Origin of the sequence: Pseudomonas asgharzadehiana, from assembly GCF_019139815.1 — a bacterium.
In the GTDB taxonomy this organism is placed as follows: domain Bacteria; phylum Pseudomonadota; class Gammaproteobacteria; order Pseudomonadales; family Pseudomonadaceae; genus Aquipseudomonas; species Aquipseudomonas asgharzadehiana.
This window is the reverse complement of record NZ_CP077079.1, coordinates 2,174,681-2,187,465: the sequence shown is the minus strand read 5'-3', so window position 1 is coordinate 2,187,465 and position 12,785 is coordinate 2,174,681. Positions and strand designations below refer to the sequence as shown.

13 protein-coding genes are annotated in these 12,785 nt (G+C 60.3%); 4 read left to right on the top strand and 9 right to left on the bottom strand.

What is annotated here, in order from left to right; all coding sequences use genetic code 11:
* Positions 1–83: 83 nt before the first annotated feature.
* From KSS96_RS10205 to KSS96_RS10170, 8 genes are read right to left on the bottom strand one after another with little or no spacing between them, the layout of a single operon-like run.
* Positions 84–719 (bottom strand): CGNR zinc finger domain-containing protein, encoded by a 636-nt coding sequence (locus tag KSS96_RS10205; RefSeq protein WP_017526731.1) that lies wholly within the window; start codon positions 717–719, stop codon positions 84–86.
* Positions 720–770: 51 nt separating this feature from the next.
* Complete coding sequence (locus tag KSS96_RS10200; protein WP_017526730.1) at positions 771–1,979, bottom strand: MFS transporter; 1,209 nt, start codon at positions 1,977–1,979, stop codon at positions 771–773.
* Positions 1,976–2,749, bottom strand: a complete 774-nt coding sequence (locus tag KSS96_RS10195) for a class I SAM-dependent methyltransferase (RefSeq protein WP_065876525.1) — start codon at positions 2,747–2,749, stop codon at positions 1,976–1,978. Before KSS96_RS10195 ends, KSS96_RS10200 begins: the two co-directional genes overlap by 4 nt.
* A 7-nt stretch (positions 2,750–2,756) precedes the next feature.
* On the bottom strand, positions 2,757–3,893 hold the full coding sequence (locus KSS96_RS10190) for a Rossmann-fold NAD(P)-binding domain-containing protein (RefSeq protein ID WP_065876524.1): 1,137 nt from the start codon (positions 3,891–3,893) through the stop codon (positions 2,757–2,759).
* On the bottom strand, positions 3,890–4,615 hold the full coding sequence (locus KSS96_RS10185) for an SDR family NAD(P)-dependent oxidoreductase (RefSeq protein ID WP_217856062.1): 726 nt from the start codon (positions 4,613–4,615) through the stop codon (positions 3,890–3,892). Before KSS96_RS10185 ends, KSS96_RS10190 begins: the two co-directional genes overlap by 4 nt.
* A 10-nt stretch (positions 4,616–4,625) precedes the next feature.
* The gene (locus tag KSS96_RS10180; protein WP_026067171.1) at positions 4,626–5,354 is read right to left on the bottom strand and encodes a sulfotransferase-like domain-containing protein; all 729 of its coding nucleotides are present in this window, start codon (positions 5,352–5,354) and stop codon (positions 4,626–4,628) included.
* Positions 5,351–6,574, bottom strand: a complete 1,224-nt coding sequence (locus KSS96_RS10175; protein WP_217856060.1) for a transaldolase family protein — start codon at positions 6,572–6,574, stop codon at positions 5,351–5,353. Before KSS96_RS10175 ends, KSS96_RS10180 begins: the two co-directional genes overlap by 4 nt.
* A gap of 25 nt (positions 6,575–6,599) precedes the next feature.
* Positions 6,600–7,289, bottom strand: a complete 690-nt coding sequence (locus KSS96_RS10170; protein WP_017526724.1) for an HAD family hydrolase — start codon at positions 7,287–7,289, stop codon at positions 6,600–6,602.
* A gap of 253 nt (positions 7,290–7,542) precedes the next feature.
* On the opposite strand from KSS96_RS10170, the gene KSS96_RS10165 reads away from it, so the two are divergent.
* The 3 genes from KSS96_RS10165 to KSS96_RS10155 are packed head-to-tail and all read left to right on the top strand — an operon-like array spanning position 7,543 to position 11,067.
* Positions 7,543–8,343: a glucose 1-dehydrogenase gene (locus KSS96_RS10165; RefSeq protein ID WP_068931622.1), complete on the top strand. Its 801-nt coding sequence runs from the start codon at positions 7,543–7,545 to the stop codon at positions 8,341–8,343.
* Positions 8,336–10,162, top strand: a complete 1,827-nt coding sequence (locus KSS96_RS10160; protein WP_017526722.1) for a glycoside hydrolase family 15 protein — start codon at positions 8,336–8,338, stop codon at positions 10,160–10,162. The genes KSS96_RS10165 and KSS96_RS10160 overlap by 8 nt, the downstream gene beginning before the upstream one ends.
* A gap of 17 nt (positions 10,163–10,179) precedes the next feature.
* Positions 10,180–11,067: an alpha/beta fold hydrolase gene (locus KSS96_RS10155; RefSeq protein WP_050553982.1), complete on the top strand. Its 888-nt coding sequence runs from the start codon at positions 10,180–10,182 to the stop codon at positions 11,065–11,067.
* On the opposite strand, the gene KSS96_RS10150 is transcribed toward KSS96_RS10155, so the two are convergent.
* Entirely contained in the window at positions 11,037–12,005 is a 969-nt protein-coding gene (locus tag KSS96_RS10150) for a GlxA family transcriptional regulator (RefSeq protein ID WP_137220468.1), read from the bottom strand. The two genes, KSS96_RS10155 and KSS96_RS10150, sit on opposite strands and share 31 nt — an antisense overlap.
* A 90-nt stretch (positions 12,006–12,095) precedes the next feature.
* Here KSS96_RS10150 and KSS96_RS10145 point away from each other — a divergent pair, with 90 nt between their 5' ends.
* Positions 12,096–12,776 carry a DJ-1/PfpI family protein gene (locus KSS96_RS10145; protein ID WP_065876521.1) on the top strand — a complete coding sequence of 227 codons (681 nt, stop codon included), beginning with the start codon at positions 12,096–12,098 and terminating at the stop codon, positions 12,774–12,776.
* Positions 12,777–12,785: the final 9 nt, after the last annotated feature.

The window sequence follows — 12,785 nt, the reverse complement described above, 5'->3', positions numbered from 1 at the left end:
GCACCGGGGAGGCGGGCGTGAATAGTAATGCTTCCTATTAAGTGGGGCAATTGCTACCCGTCGAGCCCGCCCCGGTGATGTAACTACAACGCCTGTTTAAGGCGACTCAACTTCTCCCGGCTACCACACACACTCATCTGGCACCATTTGCGCAGCTTGTTCTTGGAGCTATCGAGGAAGATCCAATCGCAGTCGGTGGCGGTGCAGATCTTGAGTTCGCGAAGGTCGCCCGACACCAGCAATTGCGTCGCATCGATTGCCAGGCGCCCGATCAGCAGGGCCGTCAGTTCCTGGGCATTGGTACAAGGTTTCCATGCCCAGGCCGGCATGCCGTTCACCGAGTGCAGCACGCGCCAGGTGACGCCTTGCTGGAAGGTCAGGTTGATCTGCTGCAAGACCTCAGCGGGCGCGGCCTGGCCCAGGGACAACGGATGAAACACCGCGTACAGGCATTCCCTGAACGCAATCACGGCATCCAGGTCCGGCTGGTACGAGATGGGCGAGTCAAACACCATTGAGCTGTAGGCATCGAACTCCTGGGCAGAGACCAGCGAGGCATGCTGGGCCCATTCAAAGAAGAACTGAAAGCTGGTGAGGCGTTCTTCCATCACCTTGAGTGCAGTGCCAGGGCGCCGGCCATTGGTGGTATTGATAAAGTCCAATACCCGGGCCCCGCCAACCAAACGAATCGATTTTGCAGTGCCGGTGAAATGCGTCATGCCTGCTCCTGAAAAACGCGGTAATGCTGCGATGACGCACATTACCTTGTTTTACGCACGTGCAGACACTGGCGGCCTACCCAACATGAACACCATCATGCATTGCACGAACAGCAACAGGGCAACCACCCAGTACACGCTGGAGAACGAACCGGTCAGGTCCTTGGAGAGCCCACCCAGAAAGTTGCCGCACACCCCGCCCAAGCCAATCAATACGTTGGCGATACCAAAGGCCTGGGTCAGACGGCTGACCGGTACGATCTGGCCGATATAGCTGGGGACCAGCCCGAAGATGGGATAGAACGCCAGGGCAAACAAAAACGCTGCCACGTAGAACAAAGGGAGGCTGTTGCAACCGAACACCACTGCGGCGGCCAGGCCGGCGCTTAAAAAACACATCGCCAGCGACGCCCGCACCCCGACCTTGTCGGCAATCCACCCCACCAGAAAGCCCGAGGCCATGCCCACCGCGCCAATGGTGGTCCAGATAAAACCGGCGTCCTGCACCGACACCCCCAATTCATCACGCAGGTACGGCGCCAGGTAGGTCTGGAATGGCAACAACGCCATGCCATTGAGAAAGGCGATGGCCCAGGTCAGGTACAACGAGCGGCTCAGCCAGGGCGTGCGGTTGTCCAAGGTTACCGAGCCCTCCCGCGACGGACCGCCCGTTCCCATCGTGCGCAACAAGTACCAGGCCAGCGCACACAGGCCCAGCGATATCAGGCCCGCCGTCAGCCAGATAGAACGCCAGCCGCCCTGCAAGGTCAGGAACGACACAAGCAAGCCGTTAATAAACACGCCGTAGCTGGTGCCACTGGAAATCAGCCCCATGACACGCGAGCGATTACCGGGGCTGAAGCCCTTGGCCACGATCTCCGCCAGCGGGATGTACACCGAGGCAGAACAGCCCCCGAGCAAAATCAACAGCGCACCGGACAGCCAGACATTATTGCTGACGCTCAGACCCAGCAGCGCGAGGGACGTGATCAGCGTCGACACCAGGCTGATTTTCCAGCCCTCGACATAACGGCTGATCACGCTGGTCACCGATGAAAACAACAGGAAGCCGATCTGCGCGCCACCGGTGATCAGGCCTACGGTGGTGTAGCCAAAACCGATGTCGCGGCGCATATCCACCACGAGATTGGCGAACAGGTAAACGCCAAAGCCGTAGGTGCTGGCCACGAAACCGGTCAACACCACCGCCAGCACCACACTGTCCACTGGGCGGGCGCTGCTCTGGGGCAGAGTGGTCATGCCGTTTTCCTCGCCGTGTGGATGACAAAATCACACTGCATCATGTCGTAGTCAGGCTGAAAATCACCGTAACTGCGATGCTCCGAAAACCCCGACGCAAGCACCTCGGTCTTTAACTCGCCCGGCAACAGCGGATACACCTGCAGCCGGTATTCTTCTGCGTTATCAAAGGAGTAGATGAACTCACACAGATCGGCATGCACCTCGCCCAAACTGACCGACGCATGCGTGCCGCAATAATAGTAATTACCGCTGGATTTGAATTGACCGGCCCGTATGGCGAAGAAGTTGCGTTGGTCGACAACCAACAAGCCACCCGGCTTGAGCAATGCCCTGAACTTTTCCAGCACATTGCGCCGGGCTTGGGCCTCAAACACATGGCACAGCGAGCTGCCCAGGCAAACCACCGCATCGAACTGCCCCAGTTCTTGTGGATCCAGGGAAAGCCAGTCCCGGTAATGGGATTGGATCTGCAACCCATGCATTCTGAAATTCGCCCGAGCCTTGGTCAGCATCGTGCTGCTGCCATCCGTGGCGACCACATCCAAGCCCGCCCGTTTAAGCTGCACCGCATGAAAACCACTGCCCGTGGAGACGTCGATCACCGACTTCACGCCGTGCCCCTTGAGCAAGTCCTCAAAGAAACCGTTCTCCCCGGCCTTTCTTTTTTCCCAGTCGATCAAATCATCCCAGCGCTCCACGAAACTCTTGGAATATTGCGCGGAGTAACTGGCGACTGCGTTGTGCTTGTGGCGAGATAACTGACTCATTACACACCTACCAGGTTGAATGCTGAAAAGACTGGTACTTGCTCGCCAACTCGTGGGCGAACTCGGCTGACTGCTCGATGGACATGGTTTTTTTGGAGTACCCGAGCATCGCCTGCATCACCGCCATGCAGTGCGGGTTGAACGTGACCGAACCATCGCAATGGATCTCGTCGATGCCATCGTGGCTCTGGCAGATGCTATTGATGCGCACGGCCTCATCCTGCGGGCAGGCGTCAGAGAACTGCACCTTGATCTGCCCGTTGTGCAGCCACACCGGATAGCCGCCCGGAAGCCCCAGCGGGCCGGGCGCATGCACCAGCACAGGCGTGGCTGAGCACAACCCTTCGATCACCGTGACGGCCGAGCACGCGGTGAGGAACTGCCCATCGACCCCACCCAAGCGGCGGAAGTCGGTTTTGACCGTGGAGAAAATCGCCTCGGCCGGCAGGCGTGCCGCCTCCGGGCGGCCTCGCTGCTCATACAACAAGCGATAACTGGCACGCGGCGGCAAACCACCGCGCGGTACGTAATGGCTGAAATAGTGCTGGGCATACAGCTGCACCTGCACATCGGCAGGCGCACACTCCAATCGCCGTGCAATGGCAAAACGTACTGCAGGAATCAGGTTAGCCACGTTGCCCACGCCGATATCCGGCGCCAGGCCGAGCCTGGCCAGAATCGGATTGACCGCATCCGGGAATGCCGCGTTGATTGTCGTGGTCACGATGCCGGAGGCTTTCACTGCCTGCATCACGTACTGCATCAACGTGAGGTGCATGGGCAGCCAAGGGCCGAACTGGGCCTGATCGAGCTGCTCGAACACGCGCTTGGGCAAGCCGGTGATGACCCGCCAGGACTGCAATGACGCGCAGTTGACCAGCATATCCGGCGCCTCTTCACGCAGGATCCGCGTCACCTTGTTCACATCCGTCAGGTCGGCGATCACCGGTTTGATCGCAATGTCGTGCCCCAATTGCGCACACGACAGCGCCACCAGGTTGCACAGGCGCAGGGTCGATTCCTCGTTGCGCCCCAGCACCACGAATTCGAAGGCATTTTTGGGCCCGAGGATCTTCAGGATTTGCAGGCACAGGTTGCCCGCGCCCACCAGCAGCAGTTTTTTCTTGGGGGTCTGCGGGTTCATCGTGGGTAGGCTCCGTTGTCCACCGGGATAACCCTGCCGCTGATATGGCGCATGGCATCGCCCACCAACAACAAAATCACCTCGGCGACGCCGCCCGGCAGGATGGGGTCCTTGAGAATCTCCTGGCGCGCATATTCGTTGCGCCGGTAGGCGGGGATGGTGTCGTAGATGGCGGTGTCGTGGATCAGCGCGGGCGACACCGCGTTCACCCGCACGAACGGCGCAAAATTCCAGGCATTGGCTTTGGTCAGGCCGATCACCGCCGCCTTGGTGGCCCCGTACAACGCATCGCAACTGCCCACTTCGCCGGCGACCGAGGCGATATTGACGATACTGCGCGCCGCTTCGTGGCGCATTTCCCGCTCGGCAAATTCTTTGGAGAGATAGACCAGCGCCTTGAGGTTTACATTGAGGATCTCGTCAACTTCGTCATCAGAGTAGTGATAGACACTTTTGCCGTGATAAATCCCGGCATTATTGACCAAGCCATAAATAGTGTCGTGGCGTTCGTACAGCGCTGGAATAAAACCTTTGATCACCGCGCTATCCGAAAAGTCGGCGACGTGTGTCTCTAATACTTGCGAGCCGTGAATACGTTGCAAGGCATTTAGCCCTTCGCCGTCCTTGTCGACGCCAATGACGAAATAACCTTGTTGAATGGCCTTTTCCAAGGTCGCCCGCCCAATTCCATTGGCCGCCCCGGTAATAATCAACTTTTTCATAAAACAATCCTTATCGACAAAATGCATTCATGCGCGCGTAAAAGGGGCGATGGTATTCGTACAGGTCTTTAAGTTTGGGAGAGCGTTCGAGCATATCCATATCCACCTGTTGTGGATCCGAGCAAACAATGCGCTCGCTGTTTTCCGCCGCCACATGCCAACGCCTCCAGGTTTTCCATTGTGGCGGGCACTCACGCTTCCACGTCATGGCATGGGGCAGGAACTCTATGTGCAAGTAGTCGCACAATGAGCGAATTATTCGCTCGGGCTCGGCGGCAAGATCATCGGCGTTAATCACATAAGGCACGTTGCCCGTGAGTTCGGTCACGACACAAAAGATCTCGTATAAGGCTTTATGCCCAATGGCTTGCAACGGCATATCGGGGTGAACCCGATAATGGGAAACAATGCTGCTGGCCGGTTCACGGATAATAAAAATATTGTGTTGTTGCGCCAGGAACTCGCGATCAACTTTCAGATCATCCAGGCAGTGGTAGCACATGTCTTTGTGGAACACATTGCCACGCCCTTTAGCCTCAAGCAGTTGCGCTTTGATGCCCTGATATGTGGTGGGCGCGCTGTGGTCCCACTCATCCGACGGGATCGCCGACGCCTCGGAAAACGCCATGTGCGCGAAGGGTTCGTGAAACACTTCGAAATCCCCGCGCTCAATAAACACCCGCTCCAATACCGTGGAGCGTGAGCGCGGGTGTGCCCATAACCCGACCATTTTGTTCATGCCAACACCCCGTATTCGGCGGCCAGGACGGCATTGAGCGAGCGGCTGAACGGCTTTGCCACGGGGCACAGGCGCACGCAGTAATCGATCAGACGCCGGTGCGCGCTGTTGGCTTCGTTGCAGGCGTTGATAAACGCTTCGTGGTTGCCGAAGTCGTAGGGGTCGATGCCGTCGCGCCAATAGGCTTCGCAGAAGTACGGAATACGGATGAGTTTTGCCAACGTCTCGGGCGGCGCCTGCCAGGGTTCGCTGGCGGGGACCACGGGTTTGCCGTGGCTTTCACGTTCGATCAGAAACTCCACCACATCCGGGGTCAGCGTGTAGCAGGTGGCTGTCAGCCCGGTTTTTTCCAGGTGCCAGCAGTGCTTGTGACCACGCGCGTCGACATCGACCTTGATGCTGGAAAGCAGGGTCTTGACCGGCACTTTCGACGCAGCCACCAAGGTTTGTATCTGCTGGTAAATCAACAGTTCGGCCCACCGCAGCTCCTCCGGCCCCAGCACCAGGCCGCGTTCCGCGGCCTGCAACGTGAACTCAGGCTGACAGGCGAAACGCCCGATCATAAAGGTGATCACGTACTTGCAACGGCGGGTGTCGATACCCTGGCTATGCGCCATGGCGATGCCCCGTTCTATCGCCTGGAGACCGGCCTGGAACTGCGAGACGGTAAAGCAGAACGTGACGTTGACAGAAACGCCCTGGGCCACCAGTTGCTCGACCGTCGCGACCCCCTCCAGGCTGCCGGGTACTTTGACCATGACATTCGCGGCCAGGCGATGCAGTTCCAAGCCACGGGTGGTCATGCGCTCGCTGCAGCGCACGTCCGAGGGGTCGACCTGCGCACTGATCCAGCCGTCGGCCTGAGCTGAATGCACCCACAGCGGTGTGAGTGCCGCAGCCCCTTCGAGGATCACCTCGTTGTAGAGCTTTTTGCGCAACTCGGCAGGCGTCAGGCTGGCCAGGCTGAAGCGCGAGGACCAGTATTCGCGCTTATCCAGGAGCGCCGCCGTCACCAACCGAGGGTTGGTGGTGACGCTGCTGAACCCTCTGGGCTGCGAAATATCATCCGGCATCAATTGCTCGATATGCGCCAGTGCGGCCGGGTATTTATCCAACAAATGTTTTTTATAAGGCGCGTAGATCACCGGCGATGAATCCCACCACACCTCGGAACATTGATCGTTATGTTTAAGACGTTCCAGATAACCCTGTGTGCCCACAATGCGTGCTCCTTGAGTGGGTGGATCAAATAATAGTCAGTAGTTCACGCATATCGGCAAACGGTAACGCCCCCGCCTCGGCCAACTTCGCATGCCGATGCACCGGGCCAAAACCCAGGACTTTTATATTGGCCGCGCGCGCGGCTTGAATACCGGTCACACTGTCTTCAATCACCCGCGCATCGGCGACCGCCACGTTGTAAGTTGCACAGGCGGTTAAAAACACTAACGGGTCGGGCTTCCAACGTCCCAATTCATAACAACTGAATATTCGCCCTTCGAAATAAGGAAGCAGCCCCACCAGTTGCAAACAATGTTCTATCTTCTTGCGCGGCGCGCTGGAGGCGACACAGTAGGGAATCGTCAGTTGCTCCAATACCTCTAGGATGCCATCGGTCGCTTTCAACTCAAGCGTCAAAGCGGCCAATGCCTGCGCCCGAAAATCTTCTTCGAACTCACCACTCAAACCAATATTCAATAACTGCTCGGCTTCACGTAAACACTCGGCAATCCTGCGCCCACGGAAGTGTTCAATAAAATACGCACTTTCCAGTGTCTTGCCGTCATGCACGTGAGCATTAAGCAGGGAGATCAATACAGACAGGGTGATTTCTTCACTTTGAACGAGTACGCCGTCGCAATCGAAGATCACTAACTTAGGCAACCGTGTTGCCCCCTGCTCTGGTAGTTCCCCTATAACTGCCGATAAACACATAGGCATCTCTTATAGGTGACTCCGCATGACTTCCGAACTACCAGCGGAGCGGGTTGAGGTGTGCCTATAAGACACGCGGGTAAAAATCCTGTCAAACGCTTTTGAGCGGTTTTTTAGTATCTTATGGTTATTTTTTATAGTTCTTTTATTCCATTTACCACCATGGTTGTAGTCGTCAAAATCACAGCGCTGAACTTCCATTGCGCAGCGCCAGTCAGCTGACTGAACTCACGAATTAAAAGGCTGGGTGGCAATGCATATCTCGCTGGAGCAACAAGTGGCCTTGGTGACGGGCGCCAGTTCAGGCATCGGCGCCGGCGCGGCCAAGGCCCTGGCTCAGGCCGGCGCGGCCGTGGTGCTCAATTACAACCGCCAGGCAGCGCCGGCTGAAGCCCTCGCGGCGCAGATCAACGCCAATGGCGGCCGGGCGATTGCAATCGGCGCCGACGTGTCCCAGGAAGCCGATGTAGAGCGGCTGTTTGCCAAGACGCTTGAGGCGTTTGGCCACCTGGACATCCTGGTGGCCAACTCCGGCATGCAAAAGGACGCCGCCGTGGTCGACATGACCCTTGACGACTGGAACAGCGTGATCGGCGTCAACCTCACCGGTCAGTTCCTCTGCGCCCGGGCCGCCGTGCGCATTTTCAAGCGCCAGGGCATCCGCGAAGGCGTGTCACGGGCCGCCGGCAAGATCATCCACATGAGCTCGGTGCATCAACTGATCCCATGGGCCGGGCATGTGAATTACGCCGCGTCCAAAGGCGGTGTGGACATGCTGATGCGCACCCTCGCTCAGGAAGTCAGCGCACAGCGCATCCGCATCAACGGTATCGCGCCCGGGGCCATTCGCACGGCGATCAACCGGGCAGCCACCGAGGGTGCCGCGCAGCAAGAACTGCTGAAGCTGATTCCCTATGGCCGCGTCGGCGATGTGCAAGACGTGGCCAATGCGGTGGTGTGGCTGGCCAGCGATGCGTCCGACTATGTGGTCGGCAGCACCCTGTTCATCGATGGCGGCATGAGCCTTTATCCGGAGTTTCGTGACAATGGTTGAGTTGAAGAACGAACCCCAAAGTGCCATCGACGCTCACGGCATCATCGGCGACATGCGCAGCGCCGCGCTGGTCAACGATACAGGCAGCATCGACTTTTTCTGCTGGCCGGAATTCGACAGCCCGTCGATCTTTTGCGCGCTGCTCGACACCCCGGACGCGGGCATTTTCCAGCTGACTCCGGACCTGCCCAACGCCCGCCGCGAGCAAATCTACCTACCCGACACCAACGTGCTGCAAACCCGCTGGCTGAGCGATGAGGCCGTGGTGGAAATCACCGACCTGTTGGCCATCAGCGAAGACGTCGACGACCTGCCCCTGCTGATTCGGCGGGTGCGCGTGGTCAGCGGCACGGCCCATTTTCACCTGCGCTGCGCCGTGTGCCATGACTATGCACGCGCGGCCACCCACGCCAGCCTCGATCACGCCGCGGTGTGCTTCAACGCCGAGGGCCAGCCCGGCTTGCGCTTGTCCAGCAGCCAGCCGCTGCGGATCGAGGATAACGCCGCCGTGGCCCGCTTTACCCTGGGCCAGGAAGAAGACGCCGCGTTTGTTCTCGGCGGCCAGGACGATGGCCGGGTCGACAGCCGCTGCACCGACCTGGCGCTGGCCCACACATTGAAGTTCTGGCGCGCCTGGATCGCCCAATCGAACTACCGCGGGCGCTGGCGTGAAATGGTCAACCGTTCGGCCCTGGCGCTCAAGCTGCTGACCTCGCGCAAGCACGGCGCGATCATCGCTGCGGCGACGTTCAGCCTGCCCGAATCACCCGGCGGCGAACGCAACTGGGACTACCGCTATACCTGGATCCGCGACGCCTCGTTTACCGTCTACGCCTTTATGCGCCTGGGCTTTGTCGACGAGGCCAATGCGTATATGCGCTGGCTCAGGGGCCGGGTCAGCGACTGCCGCGGCCAACCGCTCAAGATCAACATCCTCTACGGTATCGACGGCCGTCGGGAGCTGCCCGAAATACACCTGGAGCACCTCAGCGGTCACGGGGGCGCCAGGCCGGTGCGCATCGGCAACGAGGCGGTCGACCAGATCCAGCTGGATATTTATGGCGAGTTGATGGACGCGGTGTACTTGGTCAACAAGTACGGCGAGGCCATTTCCCATGAGGGCTGGAAGCACGTGGTGGAAGTCGTCGACCAGGTCTGCGAAATCTGGAACCAGCAGGACGTGGGCATCTGGGAAATGCGGGGCGAGCAGCATCACTTCCTGCACTCGCGGCTGATGTGCTGGGTGGCACTTGACCGCGCGATCCGCCTGGCGTCCAAGCGCTCACTGCCGGCGCCGTTCGCGCGGTGGGACCAGACCCGTCAAGCGATCTACGCTGACATCTGGAGCAACTTCTGGAACGAAGAACGCGGGCATTTTGTGCAGCATATCGGCGGCACCGCACTCGACGGTTCGATGTTGCTGATGCCGCTGGTGCGCTTCGTCGCGGCCACCGACCCGCGCTGGTTGAGCACGCTGGAGGCGATTCAGAAAAGCCTGGTGCGCGACGGCATGGTGTACCGATACCGTAACGACGACAGCCAGATCGACGGCCTGCAAGGCACCGAAGGTGCATTCGCCGCGTGCTCGTTCTGGTACGTCGAATGCCTGGCCCGCGCCGGGCAGGTGGAGAAAGCTCATCTGGAGTTCGAGCAGCTGTTGCGCTATGCCAACCCATTGGGGTTGTATGCCGAAGAGTTCGACAGCCAGGCGCGGCATTTGGGCAATACGCCGCAAGCGTTGAGTCATCTGGCGTTGATCAGTGCGGCAACGTTTCTGGATCGCAAATTGAGTGGGGAGAAAACCGTGTGGCAACCCTGAAAAACGTACGAACCCGCATGCTCGACATCGCCTACGAGACCCACGGGCCTGACGACGGTGAACCGGTGATCCTGCTGCATGGTTTTCCCTACGACCCTCGCAGCTACGACGCGATCGCGCCCGTGCTTGGCGAGCGCGGCTACCGGGTGCTGGTGCCCTACCTGCGCGGGTATGGACCCACGCGGTTTATCGATGACCGGGTGATGCGCTCCGGACAACAGGCGGCGCTGGCCAAGGATCTGCTGGACTTCATGGATGAGTTGGCCATCACGCAAGCGACGTTGGCCGGCTACGACTGGGGCGGGCGCGCCGCGTGTATCGTTGCCGCGCTATGGCCGGAACGCGTGCGCGGCTTGGTGACGGGGGATGGCTACAACATTCAGGACATTGCCAAGTCGCTCAAGCCGCGGCCGCCGGAGACGGAACATCGGTTGTGGTACCAATACTACTTCCACACCCCGCGTGGCGTGGACGGTTTGACCGCCAACCGGCGCGCGCTGTGCAAGCTGTTGTGGTCGTTGTGGTCGCCCTCCTGGGCCGAGGGACCGCTGCTGTATGACCAGACCGCGCCTTCGTTCGACAACCCGGATTTTGTCGAGGTGGTGATTCACTCTTACCGCCACCGTTTCATGTACGCACCCGGCGACCCGGCGCTGGCGTTCATCGAAGAGAAACTCGCAGAACAACCGCCGATTTCGGTGCCGAGCATTGCCTTGTTCGGCGCAGATGACGGCGTGGGCCCGCCGTCGCAACAGGACGAGGATGTAGGGCTTTTCAGCGGCTTTTACCGGCGCCGGGTGCTGCCCGGCGTGGGCCACAATATCCCGCAGGAAGCGCCGCAAGCCACCCTCGACGCGCTGCTGGAGCTGCTTGCCTACGACACCGGCGAAAAGCGTTCGCGATAAGCCTGGGGCGTCACCGACAAGGCCCGCAGGAAACTGCGGCGCAGTGTTTCTTCGCAGCCAAAACCGCATTGCACGGCGATGCGCTTGATTGACGCGTTGCTGTCGGCCAGTTGTCGACGAGCCGTTTCGACGCGGATCAGCTCGACGGCACGCGCCGGGGTCTGACCGGTCTCGGCGCGGTAATGGCGCACAAAACTGCGCTCACTCATGCCGACCTGGGCGGCCAGGGTTGCGATGTTCAGGTCCAGGGTGAGGTTTTCGGCCATCCATGCATGGAGTTCGGCAAAGCGGCTGTCGCTTTTTTGCAGGGACAGCGTGACGCTGAACTGCGACTGCCCGCCAGGGCGCTTGAGAAACACTACCAGGTGCCGCGCCACCTCCAGCGCGACCGCGCCGCCGAGGTCTTCTTCCACCAGGGCCAGGCACAGGTCGATGCCGGCGGTCACACCGGCGGAGGTCCACACGGCGCCCTGCCGGATAAAGATCGGGTTGGGCTCGACCGTCAGCGCGGGAAACTTGCGCGCCAACTCTTCGCAGCGCGTCCAGTGGGTGGCCACGCGGCAACCGTCGAGCACGCCGCTGGCGGCCAGCAGAAACGCGCCCGTACACACCGACGTCATGCGCCGGGTGTGCCGGGCTTTTTCGCGTACCCAGTCGACCAGCGCGAGGTCTTCGGCGGCGCCGTATACCCCCCAGCCGCCAGCGATCACCAGCGTGTCGCAAGGCGCCTCGGCGGCGGGCAGCGGCTCGGCGACCAACGCCAGCCCGGCGGAAGTCATCACCGGTTCGGTTTGCGCGGCAATCACCGAGACGGCGTACGGCAACGGCAAGTTGCGCTGCCGGGCCAAGTCGTTGGCGCAGGCGAAGACCTGCAACGGCCCGGTCACATCAAGCACTTGGGCGTTATCAAAAGCGAGGACATGGACGATTCTGGGCATGATTGGCGTGATTTGTGGGTCCAATGGCGTATTCGCCAAAGCCTAGGCCTCTAGAGTGAAGCCGTCCACCCCTTTATCGGAGCAGCATTGATGACCTTGCAGATCGGCTTTGTAGTGTTTCCCGGCATCCAGCAACTGGACCTGACCGGCCCCTATGACGTACTGGGCTCGCTGCCGGATGTGAAACTTCACTTGGTGTGGAAAGACCTCGCGCCGGTCGTTTCCAGCACCGGGTTGGCGTTCACCCCGACCACGACGTATGCCGAATGCCCGGGTCTGGATGTGCTCTGCGTGCCAGGCGGCGCAGGCGTCGGCGCGTTGATGGAAGACCCGCACACGCTAGACTTCCTCAAGGCACAGGCGCAGACCGCGCGCTACGTGACGTCGGTGTGCACCGGTTCGCTGGTCCTCGGCGCGGCGGGTTTGCTGCGCGGTCGCAAGGCCACCACCCACTGGGCCTACCACGACATGCTCGCCCCGCTCGGCGCCATCCCGGTGCAGGAGCGCGTGGTGCGCGACGGTAACCTGTTTACCGGTGGCGGCATCACCGCAGGTATCGATTTTGCGCTGGTCCTGGCGGCAGAGTTGTACAGCGAAGCGGCGGCGCAATTGGTGCAGTTGCAGATCGAATATGCGCCGGCGCCGCCGTTCGATGCCGGCAGCCCGCACACGGCACCGGCGCATGTGCTGGAAGAAGCGAAGAAACGCACGGTGGAATCGCGCAGGGTGCGCGGTGAGATCACGGCGCGGGCGGCTGCGCGGTTAGGGTGAGCCCACTCC

Excerpts from the sequence above, each read along its gene's own strand:
- KSS96_RS10205 (WP_017526731.1), bottom strand. The coding sequence starts at position 719 with ATGACGCATTTCACCGGCACTGCAAAATCGATTCGTTTGGTTGGCGGG.
- KSS96_RS10200 (WP_017526730.1), bottom strand. The coding sequence starts at position 1,979 with ATGACCACTCTGCCCCAGAGCAGCGCCCGCCCAGTGGACAGTGTGGTG.
- KSS96_RS10195 (WP_065876525.1), bottom strand. The coding sequence starts at position 2,749 with ATGAGTCAGTTATCTCGCCACAAGCACAACGCAGTCGCCAGTTACTCC.
- KSS96_RS10190 (WP_065876524.1), bottom strand. The coding sequence starts at position 3,893 with ATGAACCCGCAGACCCCCAAGAAAAAACTGCTGCTGGTGGGCGCGGGC.
- KSS96_RS10185 (WP_217856062.1), bottom strand. The coding sequence starts at position 4,615 with ATGAAAAAGTTGATTATTACCGGGGCGGCCAATGGAATTGGGCGGGCG.
- KSS96_RS10180 (WP_026067171.1), bottom strand. The coding sequence starts at position 5,354 with ATGAACAAAATGGTCGGGTTATGGGCACACCCGCGCTCACGCTCCACG.
- KSS96_RS10170 (WP_017526724.1), bottom strand. The coding sequence starts at position 7,289 with ATGTGTTTATCGGCAGTTATAGGGGAACTACCAGAGCAGGGGGCAACA.
- KSS96_RS10165 (WP_068931622.1), top strand. The coding sequence starts at position 7,543 with ATGCATATCTCGCTGGAGCAACAAGTGGCCTTGGTGACGGGCGCCAGT.
- KSS96_RS10160 (WP_017526722.1), top strand. The coding sequence starts at position 8,336 with ATGGTTGAGTTGAAGAACGAACCCCAAAGTGCCATCGACGCTCACGGC.
- KSS96_RS10155 (WP_050553982.1), top strand. The coding sequence starts at position 10,180 with ATGCTCGACATCGCCTACGAGACCCACGGGCCTGACGACGGTGAACCG.
- KSS96_RS10150 (WP_137220468.1), bottom strand. The coding sequence starts at position 12,005 with ATGCCCAGAATCGTCCATGTCCTCGCTTTTGATAACGCCCAAGTGCTT.
- KSS96_RS10145 (WP_065876521.1), top strand. The coding sequence starts at position 12,096 with ATGACCTTGCAGATCGGCTTTGTAGTGTTTCCCGGCATCCAGCAACTG.